The organism is Varibaculum sp. GTC20041 (assembly GCF_055387755.1).
The window spans coordinates 1,875,123-1,901,387 of sequence record NZ_AP041144.1 but is presented as its reverse complement, the minus strand read 5'-3'; the positions used below and the strand labels follow the sequence as shown (position 1 = coordinate 1,901,387).

Here is a 26,265-nt window from a genome sequence, read left to right as displayed (position 1 = left end):
GGTGTAATTTAAAAATTTTTTCCTGTCAATCTAAGAATATCAATGTGTGACCCCGCGATAGAACTTCTGAGTTAGGGAGCTACAGCTTATTAACTGGTCTGGAAAAGGAGATAGAGGGAAGAAAGGAAATCTTTACCATCGGAGCGGCGGCGCCTATACTTCAGGCTTAATGATTTTGTGTAGCTCAGGGAGCTAAATCCTGATGATCCGGGTAATGCTATAAGATTTACACGGTGGAACCAGTATTTACACTGTTTCAGAAGGAAGGAAAAGTATGCGAGTTGCAGCGGTAGTGGTTACCTTTAACCGGTCTGATTTATTGCAGCGTTCTTTAGCGGCTATAGAGAAACAGTCATATCTTCCGGAAAAACTCTTTGTTATTGATAATGCTTCAACAGATTCAACCCCAGAGATACTTAAGAATAGGCAAATGAAACTCCCTACTGCAGTGCATCGCCTAGCTAAAAACACTGGGGGAGCTGGCGGATTTTTCTATGGAATGGATGTTGCTTATTCCGAGGGTTACGATGCCTTTTGGATTATGGACGATGACACGATCCCGCGTGAAGACACCCTCGAAAAACTGGTGCAGGGGCTAGAAAAAGCTGGCGAGAGCAGAGGGGAGTTACCTTCCTATGCAGCCTCTATGGTGGTGTGGAAAGATGGTAATGCCTGTTACATGAACTTGCCTACCGTGTCTTGGGATGGGGTTATGCCTCTGGCAAGAGAGGAGAACTGGCTCAACCTAGATTGCTGCTCGTTTGTATCTTGTCTAGTTTCCCGCGAAGCAGTAAAACAATGTGGCCTGCCTTATCCAGAATATTTCATCTGGTTTGACGATGCAGAATATACCTATCGTTTAGCTAAGTGGCGGGAAGGAATCTTTGTACCGGACTCAATCTGCGACCATTGGATGCCTAATAATGCCGGGGTTTACTGGGGGGAAGTTACCGAAGATAATTTCTGGAAGTTCTCTCGCGGAGCCCGCAACCAAGTATCTGCAGCCATGTCGTTAAGAAAACTGCGGATTCTGGCGGATCTATTCCAAGGAATGGTTTCTCAGTTACGAAAATCTCCGGCACCCTTAAAACTTAAACTTAAACTTGTCCGGGCAGCCCTTTCGGGATTTGCGCAACGCCCCCGTATCAGATACCCAAGGGCAGAAAGAAAATAGCTTGCTACTTTTTACTCTTCCCTAGCCGCCGTTCCGCGAGGAAATCGTGTACTTTACGTTTTGTCCACCCGAAAGCTGTTTCTGAACCGCCTCTGATCTGGTTGAACATCGCTGCCTGCCACAGTAAGGCTCCGATGCCGTTGTGCTCTGCATAATCCTTTAAATATTCGTCTCGAACCTGTAGATCGAAGTATTGGTGCTTATCAGCACCAGCGAAAACCGAATTACCCATTACACCTTTAGCCGCGCGGCGTTGATGCCAGAAAGCCAAGGGCTTTCCGTCAATGAAACCAACTTGATATTTGAGAGCCAAGCGCAGATGAAATTCCCAGTCCCCAACTACTGGTAAGTCATCGCGGAACCCACCGAGATTGCCAATGACCGCTCGTGGATACATACAACTTATTGGAACCGCGATGTTCGAGATCATTAACTTAGAGAGTGAGAACTGGTGGATTTCAGGCCAGGCTATTTCGCGTCCTATTTCGGTAACCTTGTTTCCCTCTAATTGTTCTAGGACTATCTGCGTTCTGACCGCAACTCCCCCTTGATCAGGATTCGCTTCTAGGTAACCGACGCAAGTTTGCAAAAAACTGGGAGCCCAGGTGTCGTCATCGTCGTGAATACAAATGTATTTTCCGCTTGAAGCTTCTATGCCTTGGTTGGACGCCCGTTCCATTCCTTGGGAAACTTGATTGTGAATAACCCGGGCACGTCCCGCTAGCTTGGATGAGAATTCTTCAAGGAGGGCATCGACAGGACTGGAAGCACCACCGTCATTTACGATTATTAGCTCAAAATTGTCGTAGGTTTGTTTTACACAGTCAGATAATGCGCGGCGTAAAAGAACCGCTCGATCTTTTGTCCGAGTGATTATGCTAACTAGAGGTTCCGACATGATTATTTTCCTTCCCGCGGGGCACATCCATAGTACTCGTTTATTGAAGAAATAGCTTTTGACAGACCGGGACAAAGCTATATTCGGGTGTACAAGGCTAGAATAGTGTATATGGTGGAATGTAATGCTGAAGGCGTAACCCCTCCTCGGGTATCGATAATTCTTCGGACGAAGGATCGGCCATTTTTCCTTGAAAGAGCTTTACGAGATATCGCTAAACAGAAGTTTCGTGATTTTTCTGTGGTGATTGTTAACGATGGAGGCTCAGCTGAGCAAGTCGACAAGATTGTGGAGCAGCAAGGACAAAATCTGCCGTCGCGACCGGAAGTTTTCAGTAATACCACTTCCGTTGGCAGAGGTCGTGCTTGGCAGCAGGGCTTCGATGCTACCGATAGCCCGTTCTTTGTGGTTCACGATGATGATGACACCTGGGATGAAGAGTTTTTGAGTAAGACGGTCAGTTACTTAGAGGACAATCCCGATAGTACAGCCGTCGCTACCAGGCTAGAAGTAGTGGTAGAGAGCGTAGAAAAAAGTAAAATAGTCGAGATATCAAGGTGGATTTACCATCCCGAGCAATCTGTTATTTCGGTTACCAACCTTTTGCGGGCGAACACCACCGTACCAATCGCGACATTGTATAGGCGCAGCGCTGTCAATGACCTTAGTGATCCCGAGGTAAATCTTGATGTGGTGGAGGATTGGTACCTAAACCTCCAACTTGCGTGTGCTGGTAATTTCGGCTTTATCGATGGAAAACCACTTGCATTCTGGCACCAGCGCCCCACCGATGGATCACCTGATACAGGTAACTCTGTATTCTTGCTAGACCAATGCCATCAACAGAATGATGCCGAAGTTCGTGACAACGCACTACGTAAATACATTGGTCAACAGGGTACCGGGTTACCCCTCTTAATAGGCAAGGGAACCGAGGAGTTAGCAACTAGGTTGGATCGCGTTATTCAAATCTTAGCTAATATGCAGGTAAAGCAGCACACTATACAAGAAGAACAACGTGATATACACGAAGAGCTCAATATTATCAGCGGTAGGCTCCAAGAGATAGAATCTGTAATGCAAAATCCAGCAATTATACGGATTCTAACGTCGGTTAAATCCCACATAAAAAATAGTCTTTTCCAGGGAAAAGCTAACAACAAATGAAACAATTTAGGCGACAGTGAACCGGCCAAGTATCGATTTGGTAGCTCACTGCCGTTCCTACTGGCAGCCCTGGTAACGCAGTAATTTGGCCTGTCCAACTTGTTTCACGAGTTTTGAATTAACCGAATCGATAACGTCAAGGGCCGGATATTGTTTTTCGGCTCCCCAGCCACTGCCTCCCCAAAGATACTGGTTTCTTAGTTCAAGCAAATAATACGAATTTTGCATTTTGGTTTTGTTACAAACTTGAGGGTCACTCTGAGGATCTAAATTCTTTGCTAATACGCCAAGATCGGGGGGATATATGCCTGCAGATATCTTGGGAAATACTGTTTTTCGTTCTCCAATAGCCCAGGCGAATGTTCCACCTTCCCAGGGATTTGCCAGCACGGCATCATTCTTTGGTACATAGTCCGGCAGTGAGAATAACAGTTCCAGCTCGTCGGTGTCGATTAGCTGCTCTCCATCTACGTTAGGTTCTGGAATCGCAAAAGCCGAGAATACCCAGGGGCTTGTAGATTTTAGAGGTAGCGGTCCCCAAATAGTAAAAAGAGCTAGGCACGCCACGTAAAGAGGAAGTACCATTGCTTTCTTTCTGGCGGAACGGATTTTAGGAACAAACCTGAGGATTAAACTCCAAATCCAAGCGGCTCCGATTGCAGCGAGAGGAACTGCGACAAATACGATAGGCGCAAATACTCGCGGAGCATCGTTGTACCAGACCCCCACAAAGTAGCGTCTTAAACTAATGTTTTGCATACCGGAAACTACTAGGTAGTAGAACGCTAGAGGTACCCAAGTAAAGCACAGTAACCATTGTCTGGGAAAACGAGAAATTCTAAAGAAACCCACCCAAAGTAAGATTGTTAAAGGCACTAAGAGCAGTAATGAGTACTGGAAAGAGTTGTTGAAACCGGTGCCGCCAGTTAATAAAAGTAGATCTTTGATAGCTTTCCTATAGGTTTCTGATACTGGGTTGAAGTTATATGCTTCCGGTCCCCGCATTGCGTGAATAAAAGCTATACGATAGCAGAACCGATCCCAGGAAACGTATATTCCAAACCAAAGTAGGGACCAGCCCAATACGAATAGGGTTTGTATTACTTTATTTTTTTTCGCGCTAGTTAATATTTTCAGTATTGCGCGAAGCGTAAACCACCAGGTAATGACTACAAAGAATATTGCGATTACAAAAATCGAATTTGGATGGCTAATAGACGCTGCTGTAACGGCGACTACTGTTAAACATAGCTTATAGATAATCTGGTGAGGCCATTTTCGTAAACAGTTAATTAGTAGCGCGGCACAAAGAGGAATAAAAGTGTATCCCAACAAGTTTGGGTACAGAGTGCCATATCCGATGAACCCCAGGGGAAACTGCGGGAAAGCCAGTGATAGCGGAATCGATAGAGTAGTGGCTACCTTATTTCTGGTGACCTCCGAAGTAAATGTATAAATACTTAGCGGCCAAGCTAAGAAAGCAACGACAATGGTCAATGCGTTGGTCGCCACTACCACTGATCGACTGCAGGCACTGGCTATCAAGGCCACTAATCCATGCCAGGCCGCCGGGTAGTAACCTGTGGGGTCTTTTCCTACGATGTTCGCCGCTAAGGTAGAAGCGTTACCGTTTTGGGTGAACATCATCGCCAGGTTTAGATGAAAGGCGTTATCCCAGCTTTGAGCGAAAGCACCCGGTAGTTTTATGACAGTGGCGAACCAGATAGTGGCAAGAATAAAGACCGCTAGAAAAGTCGCGGGAATCTGCCAATCCTTACTGGGGGTTGGAGGCGTTTGCAGGGAAGTGTCTTTTGGAAAAACACGCGGAGTGCCACGAAATTTTCCACGAACAAACTTTCCCATCCAACAGACCAGTAGCACAAGCAGGGTCATCACTAGCAGTGGTAAGAATCCCCAGGTGATCCCGATTTTTCCTGCAACAATCGCAGTTACAGCAGCAATGGTAACTGAAGCTGCGGGCGCCCAAGCCCAGAGCCACTTCCTCCGCAAACCAATCTGGGCACCAACGGCAAGTCCTGGCAAGAACACTGTTGCCAAGGCAACCAAAAGTGGGAGCGGAAATAGCCACCAGTTGTAGAAAAACTGCTCAGGTGTAGCTGGAGTAAGAATATCCATGGAGTTCGGAGCTAAGTTTTAGCGGGAAGCCTGATCCCCAATAACCATGCGGGGGGTACCCTTCCACAGCTGGGGATCGGTTACCCGGCGACCATCAAATAGCAACTTGATGCCGGGTAGATCCTTGGCGCTGATGGTTTTGTATTCGGCATGGTCAGCCTGCACGATGGCGGCGGTAACTTCTTCTCCTAGGTGGTAGGCATCCCAACCGAAGCCCGCTAGTTCCTCGTCGCTAAACATGGGGTCATGAACCAGTACCTTCGCCCCCCGCTTGCGCAAGGAGTCAACGGTAGCGAACACTCCCGAGAACGCGGTTTCTTTAACAGCACCCCGGTAGGAAGCACCCAGTACCACCACCTTTACGCCCTTGAGATCCCCTAGCACTTCCTCAACACGGGAAACTACGTATTCGGGCATCCCAGCGTTATAGGTACGCGCGGTCCGAACCACGGAGGCATCAGGATCGGTAGATAGATACAGGCGCGGGTAAACCGGAATACAGTGTCCGCCAACCGCAATCCCGGGGCGGTGAATGTGAGAATATGGTTGCGAGTTGCAGGCATCGATTACTTTTTGTACGTCAATACCAACTTTGTCCGCGTAGACGGCGAACTGGTTAGCTAGCCCGATATTAACGTCACGATAGGTAGTTTCTGCCAGTTTCGCCATCTCCGCAGCCTCGGCATTGCCCATGTCCCAAACCCCGTTTTCGCGAGGCAGATCGGGGCGCTCATCAAATTGCAACACGCTTTCATAAAAATTGATTGCCGCCTGGGTGCCCGCTTCGGATAGTCCGCCGACCAGCTTAGGATAGCGGCGCAAATCCTGGAATACCCGCCCAGTTAGTACCCGTTCGGGAGAGAACACCAGGTGGAAGTCTTCGCCCTCTTTCAAACCAGAGATCTCTTCGATCAGCGGCTTCCAACGGTTTCGGGTAGTGCCCACCGGCAGCGTGGTTTCATAGGAAATTAAAGTTCCAGGGGTTAGATGCTCCGCCATGGAACGGGTGGCTTGATCCATCCAACCAAAATCTGGCTGCCAGGTTTCGTCGTTGACAAACAGGGGAACTACCAAAACGATGGCATCTGCATCGGGGATAGCGTCTGCGTAGTTGGTAGTAGCGCGCAGTTTTCCCGCGGGTACCAGCTCAGAGAGTTTTTCTTGCAGGTGAGCTTCTCCCGGGAAAGGCTCTTTAGCCTGGTTAATCAGGTCAACGGTCTTCTCGTTAACATCGACCCCAATCACGTCCTGTCCGCTAGAGGCAAACTGTACTGCCAGGGGCAAGCCGATTTTTCCCATTGCCACAACTGCTACGCGCATGAAAACTCCTTTGAGGTCTTCAACAACTCAACAAACTGTGAGTCTATTTTACGCGGGAATGGGCAAACAGTTCACATTCCCTGCTGAGAGAAAATAACTTATCCAGGTTTTCGCTGCTCACGTAGTCCCTGTTTCTTTTAATGATGTAAAAATTTTAATCTAAACTGTATATACTGCATATTGTCCCCATACAGATCGTGGAGTGAGGTCTCAGTTATGACTGGTAAAAGCAGAATGATAAGAGGGCTGACCTGTTTTACCGCAGCCGCCAGTTTAGTTTTGGCAACGGTGCCCGCCTATGCTGCGGAAGTAACAACTCCACCAGCTCCGCAGTCTCCTTCATCTACAGAAAGTGCTAGTACGGACGGTGTAAACACGCCGGGTCCATCCCAAAGCTCTAACGATTTTGCCGACAGAAGTGGTAACGATGGTCTGGAGATTCAGGATTCCGACTCTGAAACCTCTAGCCCCCAGGCGGAGGCCCCTACTCCCCAGGCGGAGGAAAGCTCGGTTCAAGTTCCATACACCGGATCATCGGTTTTACCGGGTTCTCTGCCTCCAAGTAATAACGAACCGTTGACCAATTCTCGTTATTCGGGAATCAGCATTTATTACAAGAAACAGATAGGTCAGGGTTGGGGCGCTAACGGAGTTCTAATGCTGAATAATTACCTAGGTAGTGGACACGCTGATCTTTTATATTTCATTCCGCGTAACAATGATATTATCATTCGACTCTACTCAGGAACTCCTGGTGGGGGAGTGAGTGCCACTGCTAATATTGGTCAAGGGTGGGGAACTTTTGATTATGTGGTGGCAGGTGACATAAACCAAGACGGCAAAACAGATTTATTGGGTAGAAAAACCAATGGCGATCTTTACTACTACGAGGCTCGTAAAGGGGCTATGTATTTTAAACCCGGGGTTAAAGTTGGTAACGGCTGGTCTGGTATGCGTTCTTTGACCTTTATGCCTCGCACCATAGGTAACAAAGCTGGAGTTCTAGCGGTGGATACTGCTGGACGTATGCATATTTATCCTTTTGCCAATAATAGAGGGAATTTTGCAGGCTCGGTCAAGCTAGGATACGGTTGGAGCCGTTTTACCAGAGTGATGGGCGTTGGGGACGCTGATAGTAACGGAAAATCAGATTTCTTGGCGACTGATTCTTCAGGCTATCTGTATCTTTATCGCGCCAACTCGGCTGGGACTGATTTTGCAGCTGCTCAGGTAGGTCACGGCTGGAATGGAATGTCCCAGATTCTACCTATTGATATGTCGCAAGGTGGGGGGATCACGGCAGTCGATAGTAAGGGAAAACTCCATTACTATACGGTACACCGCCACAGTTCATCTCCCCAACCTGGATGGCGTCCCCCGGCCCGTTATTTGCAACCCGTTAGCGCAATTCGCCCAGCGGGATCAACGGTGGTGCCTCGCCTTGGCTGGAATGGCACCAAGGTACGGGAAGTTCGCGGTCGCCTAGTAGGGACACCGCCTTTGAATTCCAGCATGACTTTTGATAAACGTACGGAAAATGCGGTCAAACGTTTTCAGCGACGGTACAAGTTAGGCGCTAACGGAATTGTCGATTATCGGACTTGGGTAAGGATGACTTCTCGCTCTTGGACTATGGATAATTTCCGTATGACGCCAGTGCCTTTAAGCGCTAACCGTAACCAACGGCTTAACGCGATGCTTACCTTTGCCAGGAAACAAGTTGGAAGTCCTTATACTTGGGGAGGTGCTGGTGGTTATGTAGATGGTTATGACTGTTCCGGTTTGGCTCTCCAAGCGATTTACCGGGCAGGACTTGACCCACAACCCATCAACGTTATTGCCCATGCAGCGCCTACCTATCGCAGTTCCAAACAGCTGTATGCACATCCACGCTTGCAAAAAGTCGGGTTTGGTGCCAGGCAACCAGGAGATTTAATCTTTTGGCAAGGACGCGGCGGTATTTACCACGTAGCTATCTACCTAGGGTCAAACCAAATCATTGAATCTAACTATGGTCATGCCCGGCAACGAGCTCTCTATAACTGGGGTAGTATCGCTCCCTACGTTGTACGGCCGTTGGCGAGCTAACGGGAATAACTGTAGCTACTAGCTAGTGTTTTGTTAGGAGGTGCGTTCATAAACTATGCGCAGCAAGAAGCTTGGTATCGTCGTTGGGGTAGTTACTGTCATAGCGTTGGTAGTAGTAGCAACGGTCTGGTTTTTTTGGTCTCGGTCCGGGCAAGAATCCCTTCCTCAGCCGAGTGGCCCGCAGATTAAAGCGTCTGTGGGGCCTAACGCTAACTTGCCGGAGATACGAGCCGGCTCGCAGGGATGCGCTGCCATGGATAAAATTTTGAGTGATCTATTGCAGCAAACCCCGGAGGGTAAAGCATTCACAGGGCGCGCAGCACAGATACGAGCTCAGCAAAATAATCCTGGTTCTGGAACTGAAAACGCAACACCTGAGTGGGCGAAGTTTCTAACGATTCTTCCGAAGCACTACGCAGAGTTTGAAAAAGCCGCAAGGAAAGATGAATCTGCTAACAAGGCAATAAAAAATATGCGCGAGATTGTAGACCTGGAACCGCAGCTAATTACGGGAGAAATTCCCGAATATACCGATGGGTCGGTAGCACAACGGCAGCTTGAAGAAGGTAAAACTCCCGAACAGAACCCAGAATATGTTAAGAAGTCGGAGCAGCTAGATAAACTGTTGGATCAAGTCAGTTGGTGTATGCCCACCTGGCCAGTTCTCTATGGATAGGAAGTTTTATGCTCGCTTACTTTTGTAGATAAACTACCTATAAAAAGCCACTGAAAGGTAACTATATGACCCGCATAGTTGATAGTGCAGATGTTTCTCCCGAAGCCCGGATTGGGGAGGGCTCCAGCGTCTGGCATTTGGCGCAGGTGCGCGAAAATGCGCAGCTGGGGAGAAATTGCATCATTGGGCGCGGCGCCTATATCGGCGAGGGCGTGCAGATGGGTGATAACTGCAAAGTGCAAAACTATGCCCTGGTTTATGAACCGGCATCGATAGAGGACGGAGTGTTTATTGGGCCGGCAGTGGTGCTGACCAATGATCACTTCCCGCGTGCGATTAACGAGGACGGCTCAATTAAGTCTGCTTCTGACTGGGAACAGGTGGGGGTCACTATTAAGCGGGGAGCGGCGATTGGTGCCCGCTCAGTTTGCGTAGCACCAGTAACCATCGGCGCCTGGGCACTGGTGGCGGCAGGTTCAGTAGTCGCCAAAGATGTTCCCGAATATGCCTTAGTAGCCGGGGTTCCGGCGCGCCGCATTGGCTGGGTAGGGCCAGCAGGAGTAAAGCTGCAGCCAGTTGCGGGCGAAGAGGGTGTCTATGAGTGCCCCCAGTCCGGTAAGCGTTTTCGTGAAGTTTCTAATAATGAGCTAGAGGAAATCTAAGAGGCTGATTTTTCATTAGTAACCATCTAAAGCAGGCAAAATGTTAATTTTATTTCGATTTGCTTAAAGGTTTACGCAGAATGGATTTTGACAGTTCAATAGCTCTTGCCAAAAGCACGCTAACAACGAATACAAGTATTCCAACAGCGATAGCGCCGGCTACCCCTGTATATAGATAGAAGGCATCTAAGGGGGTTAGTAAACGGAGCATTTCCAGCACAACTGCGTGAATCGCGTAGGTCCATAAGAGATAGGGGCTTACCAGGCGAGTCACTAGCATCACTGGTGAGCTGAATTTCCGTATTCCCTTAAAACAGACGAATACTGTCGCCGAACAGATTGCGATGAAGATGTTAGTGTTAGTGTTCGTTACGTCTGCAATATGTGCACCATTGATGGTATCGGTTCGCCAAATTAACCATCCAGCCACGAAGAAACTAAATATACAACAGCCATAAAGGAGTCTGCGGGAACGGTGTCGAAGGTCAGTGTTAGCCAACCAGTATCCTAGCAATACATAGATACAAGGAAAGGTTACAGCAAGACTGATGGAAACCTTTGAATCAATTAGCTCTAATAAAGATATAGCTTTATGATTCAGTAACTGCGCGCCCTCGTTACCCAATTGGTTCGCAAGTCCGTGGCCAAAAACAATTACGCCTCCTACAATTAGCGAGGTCATCAAGGCGGCTTTGTCTTTTACTATCTGCCTCAAGACGGGTGTTATTACATATATGCCAAGAAGCGCCCACAAATACCACATATGATAAGGAGTTTCGAGCGTAATGCGCAGAAATGAATGAAAAGTTTGTTCTTGATTTGGTAGTCCACAGCTGAGTTCAATTGTTGCCCAGGCTAGGGAGGTAACAATGAGTACAAAGGAGATCCGGCGAATATAGGAAAACAGTTTTTGCCCAGCAATTTTTCTTTTTGGGGAAAGGAGAAAAACTCCAGTTACCATCAAGAAAACGGGTACAGCAAACCTAGAGATTGAGTTGAGGATTACTAGCATCCACCAGTTGGCGGTTCCTACTAGGGGAGGAGCTGCTGAAAAAGCGGTGAGTGCCAATGCGCTACTGTGTAGACAGGCAACAAACAAACACGCAAATACCTTGAGGGCATCAGCCCAGATTAAACGGTTGGAAGAAGTATTAGTCATCGCTGTCCTTGGCCTAAGTCGTGAGCGCCAGGACACCTCCTCTTATAATGTATTACCTAAACTTTTTCATAGGTTTCGGAAATGATATTACCGAATCTCGGGGCTCGAATAATGATATTACTATAGAAAAACCCAAGTATTTCGCCATGTTATTTTGGAAAGACTTAGTATATACAGGAAATTATGGACTCTATGACTTGCAGAAAATTTTTACAGGGAGGTTGTGGTGGGTGAGCGTCGCGGTTTCATTAGGATAGTTTCTCGGATTTATTTGCCGGAGGCTGCTGCTGCCTCTTTCCGCTTAGCGGGGGTAGCCAAGGCGTTACGGGAAAAAGGCATAGAAGTTGAGGTGGTGACCACCACAGCGCCTCCGGGAGTGCCGGTCTCTGATCAAGACCGGGTACGGCGTTTCCCGGTGCTGCGTGATAAAGAAGGTTACGTACGCGGGTACCTGCAGTACCTTAGTTTCGATATTCCCGCATTTTTTCGAGTCTTATTTTCGTCTCGCGCTGTCGTAACCTTAGTGGAACCTCCGCCTACTACCGGGTTTTTCATGCGGATTGCCAACAAGCTCCTTGGGGTTCCCTATGTTTATTACCTGCCAGATCTGTGGGGAGCGGCCAGCGCATCCTTTGCCCCTAATATCGTTGTAAAAGCGGTAAAAGCATTAGAAGCATTTGCGGTTCGGGGTGCTGCAGCAGTAATCGCGGTTAATGAAGAGATTGCTGAGACTGCGCGGGTAATGGGTGCAAAGTCGGTGCATCTGATTCCGAATGGAATAGATACTGATACCTTTACCAACGCAGTAAAGCCGTTATCAAGCGCTGAGAGAGAAGTTATTGGTTTAGGGGACGCGCCGTATTTTATTTACACCGGCACCGCTTCCGAATGGCAAGGCGCCAGCATCTTTATCTCTGCTCTGGCTCAGGTCATCGACAAAATTCCTCACCATCTGGTGTTCCTTGGTAAAGGCAGTGACTGGGGTCTACTTCAGGAACAGGCAGCAAAACCGGAACTAAAAGGCCGGGTACACGTCCTGGAAACGCTTCCTCCAGATGAAACTGCACGCTGGATAGCGAGCGCGGACGCTGGGCTTGTATCCATAAAAGCCGGAGCTGGATATGACCATGCTTACCCCACGAAAGTGCTCTCTACCTTAGCGTGTGGAACTCCGGTGATTTATGCGGGACCGGGACCGGCACGTGAAGATATTGAGGCTCACAGCCTCGGAATTTGCGCTGATTACTCTCCCTTCAGTCTGGCAGGGGCATTCAAAAAAATTGCTGCTGCGCCCTCTGTAATCTTCAACGCTGAGAAGCAGCGTGGGTGGGTGCTAGAAAATAAGTCATTAGTGAAGAGTAGTCAAGCAGTAACACAAGTTTTGATAAATTGTACCTCTAAATAGTAAAAATGGACGCACTACTTTTACGAATCCGTTTCCGAGAATTTAGTATGCTTCACCGCAGTAGTTTATTAATATGCGAAGTGCGGCTACTATCGCCTTGCAAGGTTAAAGAACAGCTGATTCTAGGTAAGATCCGCAGTAGAACTCTCAGGCGAGAAGTTTGAGAGGTCTGCAGCCACTTTTTTGGCGCGTGCCTCCCAAGTATGCTCCGAACGCTTTGCCAATACTCGTTCAGTGGCTTGGGTAATCTGTCGCGGATAATCTGCGAGGTAACGAAGCGTTCGCTCAATATCTGCACGGTCATTGTTAATAACCCAACCCCATTCGTTGTCGGCTACTATCTGGCTGGCCAAAGTACCGGAGCTTACAATAATTGGTTTTCCGTAGTTAACGTATTCAAATAACTTCACCGGCACAGCAAACCGCCAATAGTGAGTAGGATTGACAACTATCGCAGCTATATTGGCATTACGATACAAATCTAGTAGCTCATCGCTACTGCGGTGTACCACGCGAATGTTGCTACAGCCAGATATATCGTACTCGTTTGCAACTTCATTCCAACGATTATTCGCAGTGCAGATTGTTAGAAAAAAATCAGGGTTTACCTTTGCTGCTGCCACGAGTTCGTGAAGTTGATAATGGGCTCCGATACCACCCACATACAGAAGCCGTATTGGATAATTTTCAGCCTGTGCATCGATGGTATTTCCGCCAGGTGGTAGCTCGCCAACCCGTGTGTCAACAAGTTGTGGAATTTCTGCTGCCATCTGCAGCGAGGGAACGTAAATTCTAGTCATATACCTGCGGTAAAGAGACAATTCCATCCGGTATATCAGTCGCATAACTGCCGCGAGCGGCTTGCCAACTCGCTCTACATATTCATCAAAACGCCAATAGATATCCCGGTAGAAAACCGATTGAGGAATACCGTTGCGCTTGAACCAGGCGAATATCTGCGCATCTAAAAAAGGGTGTGGAAAATGATTAGGGTCACCAAGCATCGGTGGGATGGTAGCGGACTCCGAGTACATGAAATCGAATTTCTTTCCCGTCTTTACCTGTAATTTTAGCTCTCTAAACTTAATGCTACGTTCTCTCGCAGTGCCAGTGAGGTCAAAAACTTCGAAACCTGCCTGTGTGAAAGCAGCTTTCATCTGTATTGGTCTAATTGCGGAGGCCGAGACGGAATCAGGGTTTAATCGGTAGGCGGTGTGGAAGACCATTGCGGGCATTTCTTATCCCCGTATATTGCAGTAGAGATCAAAATATGCGTCCGCGACACTAGAGGGTGAAAAGCGATTCCCTATGGTAGCAACAATTTCTTCGGAAGTTATAGCGGCAGTTTTTGCTTCCACACGTTGCACAGCATCGGCCCAGTCTTTAGGGTCAGTGCCGGATACTATCTCCCCGATGGCGGGATTCACGTATTCGGGGTGACCGCCCATGTCGCTCACGACCACTGGTCTGCCGTTTAAGATAGCTTCCGCTGCAGAGACAAAGAAGTTTTCAGCTTCTGTAGGACCAATGAAAATATCCGATTGTCCCAGTCTTTCTTGTACTTCAGAGGCTGCAACATGACCGGGGAGAGTTAGCCTTACTCCTTGGGCACTAGCTAGCTGCTCAACGTCAGCTCGCAGTGGTCCATCACCGAGCCACAGTAGCTCTGCCTTGCGCCCCCTAGCGTTTAACTCTGCAACGGTCTCAACGGCTACGAGTGGTCGCTTTCGTGGTATTAATCCACCTGTGGAGATGATCCGTAACGAGTCACGCTTCGTACGACGAGGTACCAGGTAGGTAGGCATAGGTACTTGGCATGGAATAACCTCTACAGGTTTTGCTCCGCGTACTTGTCGAATCGGTTTTGCAAGGTACTCGTTTACTGCAACCACCACGTCGGGAAACCGCTCCAGCTGCTTTAAGGCAGGCTGAATTTTCTGCCAGCTTGGAGGAAGACTTTGTGGGTTAGAAAGTCCCGACCAGTGTTCGGTATGTACCCAGGGCTTTCCTGGTGCGCGAAAAGCAAAGGGCTCAATGGCTGAAATTGCTTGGGTGTGTACTATATCTGCCGCTTCTATGTATCGCTGGAGTCTAAGGCGTGCACGGACTATGGAAAATGGGTTGTATGTTGCCATCGGGATACGTACTGTTTTCAGACCGTGTACCCTAAGATGTCTACTTCCATCATCTAGCTGCGGGGAAACGAGATGTACTACATTAATATCCGCACCTCCAGCAGCTAAAGCCTGGCAATCTTTAACCACGAACGTACCGGAGGAAGGATTTTTTTCAGTTGGGAACCAGGAGGTTACCATCACAACACGCATCTGGAGGTACTCCGTTCTTCGAATTAAGGTAACTCAATGGATTCGACCACGAGTTATGACTGCACTATTATAACCCTAAACAATGCCGGGACTTAGCGGAGAAATGATGAAGATTGTTGATAGCGATCTATGGGAGATTTACGACCTACGGATAGGGCGAGTTTATTGGCGAGCCAACTTGGGTCAGCGCCCAGAGGACTCCGCTGGTTCACTCGTAGATTGGGCTTTGGCACAGCGTGGGCATTGGGCCGCAGTAGTAGAGAACTCTGATGGAATATTCGGTATCACAGACAATCTGCGGAGTTTCCCGATACTTTACACACTAAATGGAGATCTTCTGGTCTCTTCCACTCCAACACCTTTGATGGGTGAGATAGATTCACCGCGTCTAGATACCATTTCTGCCAGAGAGTTTCTGGAGAGTGGTTATCTGCTTGGCTCGCAATCCTTAATAGCTGGAGCGTCGAGCGTTACCGCTGGAACGGTAACTAATTTGCAAAGCGGCGAGGTTGTAGATTCATACCGAATGCCCACGGAATATGAGGAGTCCGATGCAGAACCATTGGACTATATGCAATATTTTTATGAAGTAGTACTCCAACAATTTGAACCTCTGGCTGCTTCGGGGCGCCAGTTAGTAGTACCTCTTTCGGGAGGTGCCGATTCGCGTCTGATACTGCTAGCACTCAAAGAGGTGGGGGCAAGTAACGTTTTTACTTTTACCTACGGTGTGCCCGGGTCGCCGGAAGTGCGAATCTCTAAGCAGGTAGCCAAAAGTGCGGGATACCAATGGCGTGGTATTGAGCTCAACCGAACCAAGGTGCATAAGCTATGGCTACAGCCGCAGACGGGAGACTTTCTGCGGGCAACCTGGAGTGGTGAGGCACTTCCACATATTCAAGATTGGTACGCTCTGCACGAACTTAAGACAGATTCGAAGGTTGATAAAGATGCTGTGATTCTTCCCGGACACACTATCGTTGGAAATGAGCATGACGACGAACTTATTTTCTCCGGACGATTGTCCATTCGGGAAGTTGCGGATTTAATAACCACACATCACTTCAATCAGCGTGGAAAGACCAAGGTTACTGAACTTCCCTCATCCCTCCAGACTAAAATCCGACAGTTCTTGGAGGAAAAGTGGGAACCAAGAAACTCAGCTCGTAATTCCCAGGCTTTGGTGGAGCTTAATTTAATTTCCCGCCAGGCACGCTACATAAATAACTCAATGAGGGGATATGAGTACTTCGGGTATGACTGGGCTTTGCCCATGCTCACAGCCGATTCCTGGGAAACATGGCTGGCAGGTCCGCGAGCACTCCATACGGCAGATCGCAGGTACTATATCGATTTTATTAACCGTAAGTTCGAGCGTACATTCGGTTCTGATATAGATTACTTCATGCCTCGAGCTGGAAAGATTGAACCGGAACGGAAGCGGAAGATTAAATCAGTTCTTAGTGCGGTCGGCTTGTTAAATCTGCTGACTAACCTGGCGCGTATTCGCACTGAGCGGCACCACCCAATGGCTTTTGAAGCTCTGGCAGGTAAGTTAACACAACGCGAATTTGAGATAAAATTATTGCGGGGCTACCGGACGCTGGGCATATACAGTGAACTCTTCATCGCCAACGAGTGGGTACCTGGACAGCGGGTGGTTCCCGAGGGATAAGCAAGTTTTCGTTTTCTCTTCCCGAACATTATAATAATTGTAAACCCCATAGCGGCTATCAATTCATTACGTCTCGTCCAGTAGTTGCTGAATAAGTACCTGGAAGAGTGACTTCGTCGTTATCTCGCTATGCATTCTCGGTAGCAGTTAATGTGTCTTATGCAGAAAGCCTGTGGTGAGCAGGTATCGCGCGCCTGCTCCCTGATTGCCGCTCGCAGCTTTAAACTGGGTTTTCCAAGGTCTAAATGACGTTGCATAGCGTTTTTGAGGCTAGCGATATCCCCAATGCGGACAAGCGAACCATTAGAACTGTTAATAGCAAAGTTTCCTGCCGGAGTTCTCGTAGAGATACAGGGGGTCCCGCACGCTTGTGCCTCCGAAAGAACCGTTCCTCCAGCTTCCCGGGTTGAAGCCAAAATAAAACAGTCAAGCTTAGACATCAATTCTGACATGTCACTCCTAGGTATTTGTCCCAAAAATGTTACTTGTGTAGAGATGTCTAAACTCTTGGCTAATGCCTGTAGGTCACTGATTTCATCCAGGGTTCCCCCTGCCATTTTCAGCTCACACGCCTTGGTGTTTTCAAGTTGAGAAAAGGCTTTAATAATGTTGGCAGGACACTTATTACTATCCAGCGAAGAGACGTGACCAAAAGTGAATTTTTCGGAAGTTCCCCTGTAAAGGTCTTGATCGAAAAAGCTACTTGCAGCTGGTAGCCGACAGGGGATAAACGGTTTCGAATGGTAAAAGCTAGTGAGTGCGCTCGCCATATCGCCAGAAACCGTAAGGCGAAAAGCTGCTCTAGTTACCGCTTGCTTAATGGCTCTATAGCGAAAACCTTGGGGATTAATGGTAAGCGTCGAAGGTCGATGCTCAGTTATCCCGAAGGGTACCTTCCAAACTCGTGCTAGTTGTCGTGCTATTAGGATCGCCGGGAAAACCGAATGGGCATGGATAACATCTGGTATCCAGTCTTGGTCAGAAAAAAAATTTGCTATTTGGTAAGCGGAGAGCCGAGCGATATCAGAATCACCTGGAATGATGGATCTGGGAATCACTGGAACACTCAGAAAACAGCCGTCAGGCATTGGCTTGGGGCGCAATGCGCGGAAATTGTCCAGCTTCAAGGTGTTGGCACTACTAGTGACAGCTACCTTAACGTCTACGCCAACTCGGCGAAGCATATCAACTTGCTCTGAGAAGAAACTTCCATTCGCTGGATTATCTGCGGTTGGATACCAGGAAGGAACCCACAAAACGCGCATGTGAACCTCACCCTTCCCAACTAAGCAGGGTTTTTACCACTGCCTTGGCTGCTTTTCCGTCTCCGTAAGGGGTCTTATCGGTGGCTTTTGCCTGAGTGCGCTGGGCAGCTTTTACTAGGGCGTCTCCTGGTTCTACTAGCTGGTTCCACCCAAGTTCTACGGTCTCTACCCACTCAGTTTCAGGACGCACAGTGGTACACATGGTACCCAGTAAGAACGCTTCTTTTTGCAGCCCCCCGGAATCTGTTACTACTCCCGCCGAATGCAGGGCAGAGGCTACCAGCTCCGGATAGGCGAGAGGCCGATGTGCAAGTAGGTTCCTGCGTCCCAGTTCAATACCGTGTTCTTTACACTTTGCCACCAGCCGCGGGTGCGCCAATATAACTGTCGGTAAATCTAGGTCAGCTAAGGAATTGAGGATCTGTTCAAGGCGGGCTTTATCATCGGTGTTATCAGGGCGGTGAATGGTGGCCAGCCGATATGCGCCCTCAGAAAAACCAAACTCTTCCATAATCGGGGAGGACTTATCCTTAACCTGTTCCTTAACCTGTAATACCACATCCGTCATTACGTCTCCGACGACTACGGTGCGCTCCGCTAAACCTTCGTTACGTAAATGCTCGGCTGCGACAGCAGTGGGAGCCAGTAACAGGTCAGCGGCGTGATCGGTTAATACCCGGTTGTGTTCTTCGGGCATCCGGCGATTAAAAGAACGCAGCCCCGCCTCTAAATGGGCGAGCGGCAGATGCAGTTTCACCGCTGCCACTGCGGCGGCCAAGGTCGAGTTAGTGTCCCCATAAACTAAAACCCAATCCGGTTGATATTTCTGTAAGACTGGTTCGATTGCGATCAACATTTTTCCGGTTTGCTCGCCGTGGTTTCCGCTGCCTATCCCCAAATGCTCATCGGGAGAGGGGATACCCAGGTCACGGAAGAACACGTCCGACAGCATCGGGTCATAATGTTGCCCGGTGTGGACAATGATGTGTTCCACTCCCTGTTTTTCCATCGCTTTTGCGATGGGGGCAAGTTTAACGAACTGGGGGCGAGCGCCAACTACAGATAAAACCTTCATGGGGTCATTCTATGTTTAACTTCCCCAGGAAAGAATCTAGCTTAGGTGGTGGGTTTGGTTGTCAGTAATCTGCGGTCAAAATTTTTGGCTACATTAAACGCCATCGCCAGCATAAAGAGCAACATCGCGGCCATAGTTAAGCTCATGATAGATACGGTTTTTAGCATCGAAAGCGGGGAGAAGAATAAAATTGCTAGAGGGACCACACAGTATGCAATTGCGAATAAAAGCATCCTCGCTTGAGTCTCGGTCACGATGAAGATATTAGAAATAGGGGATGTCAGAACGGTGACTAGAATCCAGGGCGTGAGGGCGCGGGCGTAGTAGCCTGCCTGATCCCATTGCGGGCCGAAGAGGAAAACAAAGAGCCAGGGAGCCAGTACGAAAACTAGGGTAAAAATTGGAATGGCGACAATAGTAAGTTTCTTAGTTACATTTTTTACCAGCGGCAGCATTTCTCCGGGTTTCACTACCGACATTCGCTGGTAAAACACCTGCGTCACCGAGGCAGTAATAAAACCCATCGGGACTTGTAGGATTGTCTGCGCCTTGCTGAACTGGCCTAATAGTCCGGCACCAGATAGTCCAACTATCAGATTCATTCCATTATTACGTAGAGCATCAACCATCACGTTGGGACCGTTTAGCAAAGGCATTTTTCGATAGCGAATCGCTAGACTGCGCATAGAGGGTACATCTTCTGATGGATCGAAGCGTAGTTCTTTGCGGGTTTTCCAGAGCAGGATGAAGAGAGCAAGCGCCTGGCCAGTTATTGTCCCAAGGAATAGTCCAACCACCGAAGGGAAAAGGAAAAAGAACGCTAGCTGTAATACAGCCACCCCTGTGGTTTGGATTACCCGATTTTTGGCGATTAATTTGTAGTTTGTTTTGCGGGTTAGCCAAAACTGAACGTTGGCCAATTCCGCGTTTTCGTATATAGAAATTCCGGCAAAAAATAGGCAAATCGTTAACGGTTGGGAGTTGTAGGTTTGGCCAATCCAGCCCGAGCCGGCGATGCACAGCAGTGAGGTAAGAATGGAGATGATCAAAATACATCTGCGCGCCAGACGTCGGATTTGCTTAGCTACTTCATCTGATTTAGGTAGTACGATAGCCAGGTCATACCGTAAGGCAGCAATTGTCGCCGCAAAGCTAGTGATTGCGGTAAATATCGCGAAATGTCCAAAATCATCAGGGGTGTAAAGACGAGCCAGAGGAATAGACAGCGCGATTCCCACTGCCTGAGCTAAGGCAGTGCCAGTAACTAGGGTCAGCACCTGGCCAATAAACTTGCTGCGCCGCAGGGAACCGAGGATTGCTTCTAATAATCTGTGCAACTAACCCTCCTTCGCGATCCTAGCCATTGGTAATAGAAAAGGTATTGGGTGACAACAGGTTTCCTAATCAGCGGTGGACAGTAGTGACTGAACCCAGGTCTTAAAGTGCGGACACTCGCTCATAACGTCCTCTAACTTTGCTTTCTCGAATATCTCGGCCGAATCCGCTATCTTGTGGTATTTAACTGTGCTGCCTGCCTTTAACTTTATAATTCGTTTGGACGGGGCAGTATGTGGTGAGTTATTGATCTCCTCAACCCCACGCGCTTTCTTTGCCCAACGGTGCATTTCGTGAACGTCAGAATTACTAAAAACGTCGGAGGATCCATGCAAAGCTGCAGCAATAACTAAAGTCTCAAACTCGTGTTTAACAACAAAGGGAAGCCACTTTCCGGATTGAGCTTCCTTTTTGTGCAGATTTCGCATCTGGCTTTCTATTTCCCGAAGTTCTGGGTTCTTCAATCCCGCCCTCTTAATAAAATCTTGGGGGAAACCATAATAGTCAATCATCGTGGATACCAGGCTCAACTGCGGTTGGCGCAGTAGCCCCTGTATTAGTTGGTGATACCCCTGCCCTGATTTGGAATACCACGATCCTCCGCCGGAACACATTTTTCCATTTGCGGCTCGCCCGGTCTTGACCTTTATAGCTCGGACATTTATTCTTCCATCACTCATATCATGTAAATAGGGAGTCAGATGATTAAGAATAAACTGTTGCTCCGTAGGTCCTTCCGCCACAATCGCAATCTGGATGGGTGTGCTGGCGTTATAGCTACTGGGGCTATTTTCACTTTTCACGAAAACAACACCTCGCTTCGTGGCGCGACGTTCAGAACATTGCTTTCCCACATTTGCCCCACGGAGTAATCTTCTAACCATGCAGTGTATTCTTTAGGGTCAGGGCGGCAGATAACAGTGCCCCCATTTTCTCTAGTTACCAGAGCAATTTCTTCCAAGGCAAACTGATCTGCCAGAGTAACTGACTGGGTGGTGACGATTATTCTTTTCTCCTCGCTAGTGACTTCATGGAGCATTTCCCCTAGTTGATAAATAGCGAAAGGATGTAACCCCAGTTCAGGTTCATCTAAGACGATAGTTTGGGGTGCGTTGGTTTGTTGCAATAAAACGGCTAAGCAAATGAATCTCAAAGTACCAGAGCTTAATCTTTCAGCAGAGAAAATATTGTCTATTCCTCTTTGTTTCCAACGCAAAAGCGTCCTGTTCGAGCCTTCATATTCTGGGGTGACAACGAAGTCATCAAAGAAGGGAGCTACTGAACGTACGGAACGGAGGATACCTTGGTACCTTTCCTTATCTGTTTCTTGCATCCGGAGAAGTACCGCAGCCAAGTTGTTGCCATCGTAATGGAGACGAAGATTATCTGCTATGTCACAGCTTGCGAACACCGGAGAGCGAGAGGAGGAATCCTCAAAGTGAAAAACGCGACACCCAGCGAGGATTTCACGAATATGCCTTTGAATCCCGGTATCAGCACTGTTAGGTAAACGCTCTGACAACACCGATTCTTTCACTACCGGTCTCCATCCGCAGTTATCGTTAAAGTCGTCATAATAAGGCTGCTCATACTTATCGGTGTCCCAAAATAACAGCCGTTCTCTGACCAGCGGGCTGTTGCCCACACCGCGGAGAAACTGCACATCGTATAGGTTAAGCAGGTCTGAATCGCGTCTGTCAATGAGACTCACGGCGAAGCACTCAGGATCAAATCCCTTTCCCTGGTGTTCTTCCGCGAAATCAGAAAGCTCCGTTCCTTTGAAAAGATGGTCACTAAAACCTCCACTGCGCATGACAGCATCCCTAAAGGTGCCATCTGCCAGGCGTGATAGCAACTCTATGCCGCGAAGAACGTTTGACTTTCCCGAACCATTAGGGCCAATCAACAAGGTGACCGGGGTGGACACCTCTAGCTTAGTCTTACGGATAGAAAACAAATTCTGAAAACTGAAGGAACTAACCGCCATATGGTCAGTGTACAAGATGACAAAAACATCGAGCGAGATTCGGCGGTCAGACCCAAGCTAGTGGAGTCCGAAGAAATCTTTCCCACCCTACTGATTGGTCATAATCGCCAATTGTTAGAGACTTGCATGTAGTAAAAGTTACGAGTGGAATAGTCGGTGTTACTTCGCAGATTCCAGGATTTCTTCCACTACCTTCAGGGCTTGCAGGGCTTCCGACATGGAGACGTGCTCGTTGCCTTTGCCTAGAATGGCGTCCCGGAAGTGCTCGTGTTCTACTCGCAGCGGTTCGCGCTTGGGGATCTCGTAGCGGGTAACTTCGCCCTCGGAAACTCCCCGGAAGTTGGCAACTTGGGTCCACTCCACCGGGATGGATCCATTGCGGTAGAAGGTGAGGTCACCCATCATGGTGTCGGCCACCAGGGCACCCTTTTCTCCAATCACAATGGTCTTGCGATCTTTGAAGGGGCACAGCCAGTTCACCAGGTTGTTTACCAGCACCCCGTTTTCCAGTTTGCCGACCACATTGACCATGTCCTCATTTTCACGGCCTGATCGGTAAGCAGTCACCGCCGAAACTGACGCATAGTTTGATCCGGCTACCCAAGCAGTTAAATCAACATCGTGGGTAGCTAAATCTTTGACTACCCCCACGTCCGAAATCCGTGCCGGGAACGGAGACTGGCGGCGGGTAGAAATCTGGTAAACCTCACCCAATTGTCCGGCAGAGATCCGTTTCTTCATTTCCAGGAGGGCGGGGTTGCAGCGTTCCACGTACCCCACGGCTCCAACTAAAGAGGCTTCCGCGAATGCTTTCACGATCCGTTCCCCGGATTCCGCGTCGGTCGAAAGCGGCTTTTCTACCAGGGTATGTACCCCAGCCTCGGCTAGTTTCAACGCAGTTTCCTCGTGGAAAACGGTTGGGACTGCCACTACGCAAGCATCCAAATCTTGCGCAATCAGGGCGTCTATATCGGGGAGGACTTCCATCCCTTTGGAAACCCCGAACTTATCGCCAGCCGGGTCGGCCATCGCTACCAGGTCAACGCCGGGCAGCTCGCGGATATTACGTACGTGGTGCCGACCCATCGAGCCGATACCGATAATTCCGTAACGCAGGTTCGCCATGCTTTATGCACCCGCCTTGGCTAGTTTGTTTACCGCTTCCACAATCCGCTCCAGATCGCCTTGCGAGAGGGAGGGGTGAACCGGAAGCGATAGACATTCTTTCGCAGCCTTTTCGGTGTGCGGCAGTTCCAAACCCTTGGCGTAGGGAGCGAGAGACGGCAGGCGGTGGTTAGGAATCGGGTAGTAAACGCCGGAACCAACCTGATATTCATCTTTAAGAGCAGCCGCAAAACCGTCGCGGTCTTCGCTAACCCGAATAGTGTACTGGTGATAGACGTGCTCAGCCTCTGGGGCTACTGGGGGAACCTTGACTCCCTGCAGATTCTCGTTTAAGAACTTCGCGTTGGCGCGACGCTTTTCCATCCAATCGGAAACCTGAGACAGCTGCGCCAGGCCGATAGCGGCGTTAATATCGGTCATCCGGTTGTTCAGACCCACCAGTTCGTTCGCGTAGCGCTTTTCCATGCCCTGGTTACGAATCATCCGGGCTTCGCGGGCGAGTTCGGCGTCCCCGGTGGTGATTGCTCCGCCCTCTCCGGCGGTCATGTTTTTGGTGGGGTAGAAGCTGAAAGCACCGAAAGCCCCGAAGGTGCCTACCTGCTGTCCGTTCCAAGTAGCGCCATGCGCTTGGCAAGCGTCCTCGAATACTAGGAGGTCGTGCCGCTTGGCAATATCCATGATGGCGGTCATATTTGCCGGGTGTCCGTAAAGGTGAACCGGCAAGATAGCGCGGGTCTTGGGGGTAATGGAGGCTTCAATCGATTCCGGATCCAGGCAGAAAAAGTCGTCCTCAATATCAGCAAAAACTGGGGTAGCGCCGATAATCGCTACCGAGTTTCCGGTGGCTGCGAAAGTAAAGGAGGGTACGATTACCTCGTCACCAGGTTTAATCCCGGCAGCCAGCTGTCCCACATGCAAAGCGGAAGTACCCGAGTTAACCATTACTGACTGCTGACCATCGCCGCTAGCCATTTGAGCAGTGAACTTTTCTTCAAATTCTGCTACCCGCGGGCCTTGCGCGACCATGCCGGAATTTAGAACCGCATCTACTGCGGCGCGTTCTATATCGCCAATAATGGGTTTTGCGGCGGGAATAAACTCTGCAGTCATTAGTTAAGTAACCTCCTGGGTCTGGTGTGGGATAGCCCTTCAAGTCTGATGATCTTCAGTCAGCTTCCCTGTTTCATCACCATTATAAGTGCGAGAGTACCCGGCGCCTATAAGAAAAGTGCTGATTGCTTGTTATTCTAGGAAAAGAAACCAATTGGCACGGAAAAGGTAATAGCAGACTATGGCGACTAGAGATGACACCTGGGTCATCATTCCCGTATATAACGAAGACCAGGTGATTGGGCAAGTAGTTAAAGATCTGCTCCCCACCTTTCCCTATGTGGTCTGCATAGATGATGGTTCCCGGGATAAATCAGCCGCGGTTGCGAAGGCTGCCGGTGCTACCGTTATCCGTCACCCCGTGAATCTGGGACAAGGTGCGGGACTACAAACCGGGATCGAATACGTGCGGGGATTCACCCCGGCAAAATACCTGCTGACCTTTGACGCCGACGGGCAACACCGGGTAGAGGACGGCCTGGCGATGGTGGAGCAAGCCGAAAAAGAAAACTTGGCGATAGTTTTCGGGTCGCGATTTTTATCTTCTGAAACCCAGGTGGGTTGGATGAAGCGCGTGGTACTAAAAACTGCCGCGCGGGTAACCGCCCGCCGTACCGGCATGAAACTGACTGATGCTCATAACGGTTTGCGAGTGCTGCGCCGGGATGCCTTTGAGCAGGTAAACTTGCTGCAGAACCGGATGGCGCATGCTTCTGAAATTGTGGCGCAACTAGCCAAAACCGGACTTCCCTGGGCAGAACATAGCGTACATATCCGCTATACCGATTATTCCAAAGCCAAGGGGCAATCCCTGCTTAACTCCATAAATATCCTCACCGAATTGCTAATCAAATAGGGGTGAATGATGCTAATAAAAATCCTGCTGATTGTTTTGGTGTTAATTCTGTCCCTCTATATGTTCAAAGCCAACCTGGGGGCAAAACAGACCGCCTGGCGCCGCCTGGGGATATTAGCTTTTGCGATCGCCGCGGTAGTAGTGGTGATTTTCCCCGGGATTACCACTACGATTGCGCGTTTTGTGGGGGTCGGGCGCGGCGCGGATCTTTTGCTCTACGGGCTGGTGATAGTGGTTCTTTACAATATGTTGATGCAGGCGAAACAGCGTAATGCCGCGGAGCGTCGCCTTACAAAACTCGCCCGGGAAGTAGCAATCACCCATACCGTCCTCGGTGAGGACGAGAAACGAGTTTCCCCCGCTGGAACTGGTAAGCCCACTGAAGCCGATACCCGCGTCAGCGGCGATTATAACGAACCTCAGCAGGCAAGCTAAGACAGCTAACGCCAGTGAATAAAGCCAAATGGGTAAAGCTGGTCTACCGCTCGGGCAGGAACTCATAAAAATATTGACTCCGCCCGCCCGCTTTTATATAGCCTCGCCCTCCTGCGTTTAGCATCGCTAAACCGGCGAGCCACTAACCGCACCCCCCAATCTATCCCTAGCTATCTACGCAAGCTTACAAATCTGCCCTAATGTTAGTTCACCTGCTCAAATAATTGTTGTAACAATTTTACCAACCCTCTTGACCGAAACGATTTTGTCGGCTACGGTAGCAATACCGAACCGATTCGTTAAGGTTTTTGGTAAATGACTAGATCGCGGGTAACCGGTAGCACTATCGGCGATCCTGCAGTCAAATACGCCGGCGGAGCAGCTGGTAAG

Annotated in this window: 23 protein-coding genes; 10 read left to right on the top strand and 13 right to left on the bottom strand. The window is 49.0% G+C overall.

All coding sequences use genetic code 11. The features are described 5' to 3' along the window. The first annotated feature begins 274 nt into the window (after positions 1-274). On the top strand, positions 275-1,174 hold the full coding sequence (locus ACZ5BI_RS08245) for a glycosyltransferase family 2 protein (protein WP_464896152.1): 900 nt from the start codon (positions 275-277) through the stop codon (positions 1,172-1,174). Positions 1,175-1,178: 4 nt separating this feature from the next. Here the strand turns inward: ACZ5BI_RS08245 and ACZ5BI_RS08240 are convergent, their stop codons facing one another. Then, the gene (locus tag ACZ5BI_RS08240) at positions 1,179-2,072 is read right to left on the bottom strand and encodes a glycosyltransferase family 2 protein (protein WP_464896151.1); all 894 of its coding nucleotides are present in this window, start codon (positions 2,070-2,072) and stop codon (positions 1,179-1,181) included. A 111-nt stretch (positions 2,073-2,183) separates the two neighbouring features. On the opposite strand from ACZ5BI_RS08240, the gene ACZ5BI_RS08235 reads away from it, so the two are divergent. Next, positions 2,184-3,239, top strand: coding sequence for a glycosyltransferase family 2 protein (locus ACZ5BI_RS08235; protein ID WP_316690671.1), 1,056 nt, complete (start codon positions 2,184-2,186; stop codon positions 3,237-3,239). Positions 3,240-3,296: 57 nt separating this feature from the next. On the opposite strand, the gene ACZ5BI_RS08230 is transcribed toward ACZ5BI_RS08235, so the two are convergent. Further along, positions 3,297-5,375 (bottom strand): DUF6541 family protein, encoded by a 2,079-nt coding sequence (locus ACZ5BI_RS08230; RefSeq protein ID WP_464896150.1) that lies wholly within the window; start codon positions 5,373-5,375, stop codon positions 3,297-3,299. 18 nt (positions 5,376-5,393) lie between these two features. After that, positions 5,394-6,695, bottom strand: a complete 1,302-nt coding sequence (locus ACZ5BI_RS08225; protein WP_464896149.1) for a nucleotide sugar dehydrogenase — start codon at positions 6,693-6,695, stop codon at positions 5,394-5,396. A gap of 657 nt (positions 6,696-7,352) precedes the next feature. Between ACZ5BI_RS08225 and ACZ5BI_RS08220 the strand changes: the two genes are divergently transcribed. The 3 genes from ACZ5BI_RS08220 (at position 7,353) to ACZ5BI_RS08210 (ending at position 10,121) form a co-directional block, all read left to right on the top strand. Continuing rightward, positions 7,353-8,783 carry an NlpC/P60 family protein gene (locus tag ACZ5BI_RS08220; protein WP_464896148.1) on the top strand — a complete coding sequence of 477 codons (1,431 nt, stop codon included), beginning with the start codon at positions 7,353-7,355 and terminating at the stop codon, positions 8,781-8,783. A gap of 55 nt (positions 8,784-8,838) precedes the next feature. Beyond that, complete coding sequence (locus tag ACZ5BI_RS08215) at positions 8,839-9,459, top strand: hypothetical protein (RefSeq protein ID WP_464896147.1); 621 nt, start codon at positions 8,839-8,841, stop codon at positions 9,457-9,459. A 65-nt stretch (positions 9,460-9,524) separates the two neighbouring features. Next, a complete protein-coding gene (locus ACZ5BI_RS08210; protein WP_464896146.1) occupies positions 9,525-10,121 on the top strand; it encodes an acyltransferase in 597 nt (198 codons plus the stop codon). 49 nt (positions 10,122-10,170) lie between these two features. On the opposite strand, the gene ACZ5BI_RS08205 is transcribed toward ACZ5BI_RS08210, so the two are convergent. After that, a complete protein-coding gene (locus ACZ5BI_RS08205; RefSeq protein WP_464896145.1) occupies positions 10,171-11,280 on the bottom strand; it encodes an acyltransferase in 1,110 nt (369 codons plus the stop codon). A gap of 226 nt (positions 11,281-11,506) precedes the next feature. Between ACZ5BI_RS08205 and ACZ5BI_RS08200 the strand changes: the two genes are divergently transcribed. Next, a complete protein-coding gene (locus ACZ5BI_RS08200; RefSeq protein ID WP_464896144.1) occupies positions 11,507-12,685 on the top strand; it encodes a glycosyltransferase family 4 protein in 1,179 nt (392 codons plus the stop codon). 122 nt (positions 12,686-12,807) lie between these two features. On the opposite strand, the gene ACZ5BI_RS08195 is transcribed toward ACZ5BI_RS08200, so the two are convergent. Both ACZ5BI_RS08195 and ACZ5BI_RS08190 read right to left on the bottom strand, forming a co-directional pair. Further along, the gene (locus ACZ5BI_RS08195) at positions 12,808-13,842 is read right to left on the bottom strand and encodes a glycosyltransferase (RefSeq protein WP_464896143.1); all 1,035 of its coding nucleotides are present in this window, start codon (positions 13,840-13,842) and stop codon (positions 12,808-12,810) included. A gap of 81 nt (positions 13,843-13,923) precedes the next feature. Next, positions 13,924-15,012 carry a glycosyltransferase family 4 protein gene (locus tag ACZ5BI_RS08190; RefSeq protein WP_464896142.1) on the bottom strand — a complete coding sequence of 363 codons (1,089 nt, stop codon included), beginning with the start codon at positions 15,010-15,012 and terminating at the stop codon, positions 13,924-13,926. A 103-nt stretch (positions 15,013-15,115) separates the two neighbouring features. Between ACZ5BI_RS08190 and ACZ5BI_RS08185 the strand changes: the two genes are divergently transcribed. After that, entirely contained in the window at positions 15,116-16,687 is a 1,572-nt protein-coding gene (locus ACZ5BI_RS08185; RefSeq protein ID WP_464896141.1) for an asparagine synthase-related protein, read from the top strand. A 119-nt stretch (positions 16,688-16,806) separates the two neighbouring features. Here ACZ5BI_RS08185 and ACZ5BI_RS08180 read toward each other — a convergent pair whose 3' ends face one another. From ACZ5BI_RS08180 to ACZ5BI_RS08160, 5 genes are all read right to left on the bottom strand, one after another. Next, positions 16,807-17,871 (bottom strand): glycosyltransferase, encoded by a 1,065-nt coding sequence (locus tag ACZ5BI_RS08180; protein WP_464896798.1) that lies wholly within the window; start codon positions 17,869-17,871, stop codon positions 16,807-16,809. Between the two features lie 88 nt (positions 17,872-17,959). Further along, positions 17,960-19,027, bottom strand: coding sequence for a non-hydrolyzing UDP-N-acetylglucosamine 2-epimerase (gene wecB, locus ACZ5BI_RS08175; protein ID WP_464896140.1), 1,068 nt, complete (start codon positions 19,025-19,027; stop codon positions 17,960-17,962). 41 nt (positions 19,028-19,068) lie between these two features. Beyond that, positions 19,069-20,364, bottom strand: coding sequence for an oligosaccharide flippase family protein (locus tag ACZ5BI_RS08170; RefSeq protein WP_464896139.1), 1,296 nt, complete (start codon positions 20,362-20,364; stop codon positions 19,069-19,071). A 63-nt stretch (positions 20,365-20,427) separates the two neighbouring features. Continuing rightward, complete coding sequence (locus tag ACZ5BI_RS08165; protein WP_316085814.1) at positions 20,428-21,165, bottom strand: DUF4276 family protein; 738 nt, start codon at positions 21,163-21,165, stop codon at positions 20,428-20,430. Next, entirely contained in the window at positions 21,162-22,349 is a 1,188-nt protein-coding gene (locus tag ACZ5BI_RS08160) for an AAA family ATPase (protein ID WP_464896138.1), read from the bottom strand. The genes ACZ5BI_RS08165 and ACZ5BI_RS08160 overlap by 4 nt, the downstream gene beginning before the upstream one ends. On the opposite strand from ACZ5BI_RS08160, the gene ACZ5BI_RS08155 reads away from it, so the two are divergent. Further along, complete coding sequence (locus ACZ5BI_RS08155; RefSeq protein ID WP_316085811.1) at positions 22,350-22,481, top strand: hypothetical protein; 132 nt, start codon at positions 22,350-22,352, stop codon at positions 22,479-22,481. 27 nt (positions 22,482-22,508) lie between these two features. Here ACZ5BI_RS08155 and ACZ5BI_RS08150 read toward each other — a convergent pair whose 3' ends face one another. Both ACZ5BI_RS08150 and ACZ5BI_RS08145 read right to left on the bottom strand, forming a co-directional pair. Further along, positions 22,509-23,474, bottom strand: a complete 966-nt coding sequence (locus ACZ5BI_RS08150; protein WP_464896137.1) for a Gfo/Idh/MocA family protein — start codon at positions 23,472-23,474, stop codon at positions 22,509-22,511. 3 nt (positions 23,475-23,477) lie between these two features. Beyond that, positions 23,478-24,584, bottom strand: coding sequence for a DegT/DnrJ/EryC1/StrS family aminotransferase (locus tag ACZ5BI_RS08145; protein WP_464896136.1), 1,107 nt, complete (start codon positions 24,582-24,584; stop codon positions 23,478-23,480). 181 nt (positions 24,585-24,765) lie between these two features. Between ACZ5BI_RS08145 and ACZ5BI_RS08140 the strand changes: the two genes are divergently transcribed. Further along, positions 24,766-25,440, top strand: coding sequence for a glycosyltransferase family 2 protein (locus ACZ5BI_RS08140; protein WP_464896135.1), 675 nt, complete (start codon positions 24,766-24,768; stop codon positions 25,438-25,440). A 6-nt stretch (positions 25,441-25,446) separates the two neighbouring features. Next, positions 25,447-25,875 (top strand): DUF2304 family protein, encoded by a 429-nt coding sequence (locus tag ACZ5BI_RS08135; RefSeq protein ID WP_464896134.1) that lies wholly within the window; start codon positions 25,447-25,449, stop codon positions 25,873-25,875. Positions 25,876-26,265: the final 390 nt, after the last annotated feature.

Coding starts and splice junctions, on each gene's coding strand:
- wecB (WP_464896140.1), bottom strand. CDS start 19,027: ATGAAGGTTTTATCTGTAGTTGGCGCTCGCCCCCAGTTCGTTAAACTT.
- ACZ5BI_RS08225 (WP_464896149.1), bottom strand. CDS start 6,695: ATGCGCGTAGCAGTTGTGGCAATGGGAAAAATCGGCTTGCCCCTGGCA.
- ACZ5BI_RS08235 (WP_316690671.1), top strand. CDS start 2,184: ATGGTGGAATGTAATGCTGAAGGCGTAACCCCTCCTCGGGTATCGATA.
- ACZ5BI_RS08205 (WP_464896145.1), bottom strand. CDS start 11,280: ATGACTAATACTTCTTCCAACCGTTTAATCTGGGCTGATGCCCTCAAG.
- ACZ5BI_RS08190 (WP_464896142.1), bottom strand. CDS start 15,012: ATGCGTGTTGTGATGGTAACCTCCTGGTTCCCAACTGAAAAAAATCCT.
- ACZ5BI_RS08215 (WP_464896147.1), top strand. CDS start 8,839: ATGCGCAGCAAGAAGCTTGGTATCGTCGTTGGGGTAGTTACTGTCATA.
- ACZ5BI_RS08220 (WP_464896148.1), top strand. CDS start 7,353: ATGCTGAATAATTACCTAGGTAGTGGACACGCTGATCTTTTATATTTC.
- ACZ5BI_RS08230 (WP_464896150.1), bottom strand. CDS start 5,375: ATGGATATTCTTACTCCAGCTACACCTGAGCAGTTTTTCTACAACTGG.
- ACZ5BI_RS08245 (WP_464896152.1), top strand. CDS start 275: ATGCGAGTTGCAGCGGTAGTGGTTACCTTTAACCGGTCTGATTTATTG.
- ACZ5BI_RS08180 (WP_464896798.1), bottom strand. CDS start 17,871: ATGCTTCGCCGAGTTGGCGTAGACGTTAAGGTAGCTGTCACTAGTAGT.
- ACZ5BI_RS08140 (WP_464896135.1), top strand. CDS start 24,766: ATGGCGACTAGAGATGACACCTGGGTCATCATTCCCGTATATAACGAA.
- ACZ5BI_RS08240 (WP_464896151.1), bottom strand. CDS start 2,072: ATGTCGGAACCTCTAGTTAGCATAATCACTCGGACAAAAGATCGAGCG.
- ACZ5BI_RS08160 (WP_464896138.1), bottom strand. CDS start 22,349: ATGGCGGTTAGTTCCTTCAGTTTTCAGAATTTGTTTTCTATCCGTAAG.
- ACZ5BI_RS08195 (WP_464896143.1), bottom strand. CDS start 13,842: ATGAAAGCTGCTTTCACACAGGCAGGTTTCGAAGTTTTTGACCTCACT.
- ACZ5BI_RS08185 (WP_464896141.1), top strand. CDS start 15,116: ATGATGAAGATTGTTGATAGCGATCTATGGGAGATTTACGACCTACGG.
- ACZ5BI_RS08210 (WP_464896146.1), top strand. CDS start 9,525: ATGACCCGCATAGTTGATAGTGCAGATGTTTCTCCCGAAGCCCGGATT.
- ACZ5BI_RS08135 (WP_464896134.1), top strand. CDS start 25,447: ATGATGCTAATAAAAATCCTGCTGATTGTTTTGGTGTTAATTCTGTCC.
- ACZ5BI_RS08155 (WP_316085811.1), top strand. CDS start 22,350: ATGGTCAGTGTACAAGATGACAAAAACATCGAGCGAGATTCGGCGGTC.
- ACZ5BI_RS08150 (WP_464896137.1), bottom strand. CDS start 23,474: ATGGCGAACCTGCGTTACGGAATTATCGGTATCGGCTCGATGGGTCGG.
- ACZ5BI_RS08145 (WP_464896136.1), bottom strand. CDS start 24,584: ATGACTGCAGAGTTTATTCCCGCCGCAAAACCCATTATTGGCGATATA.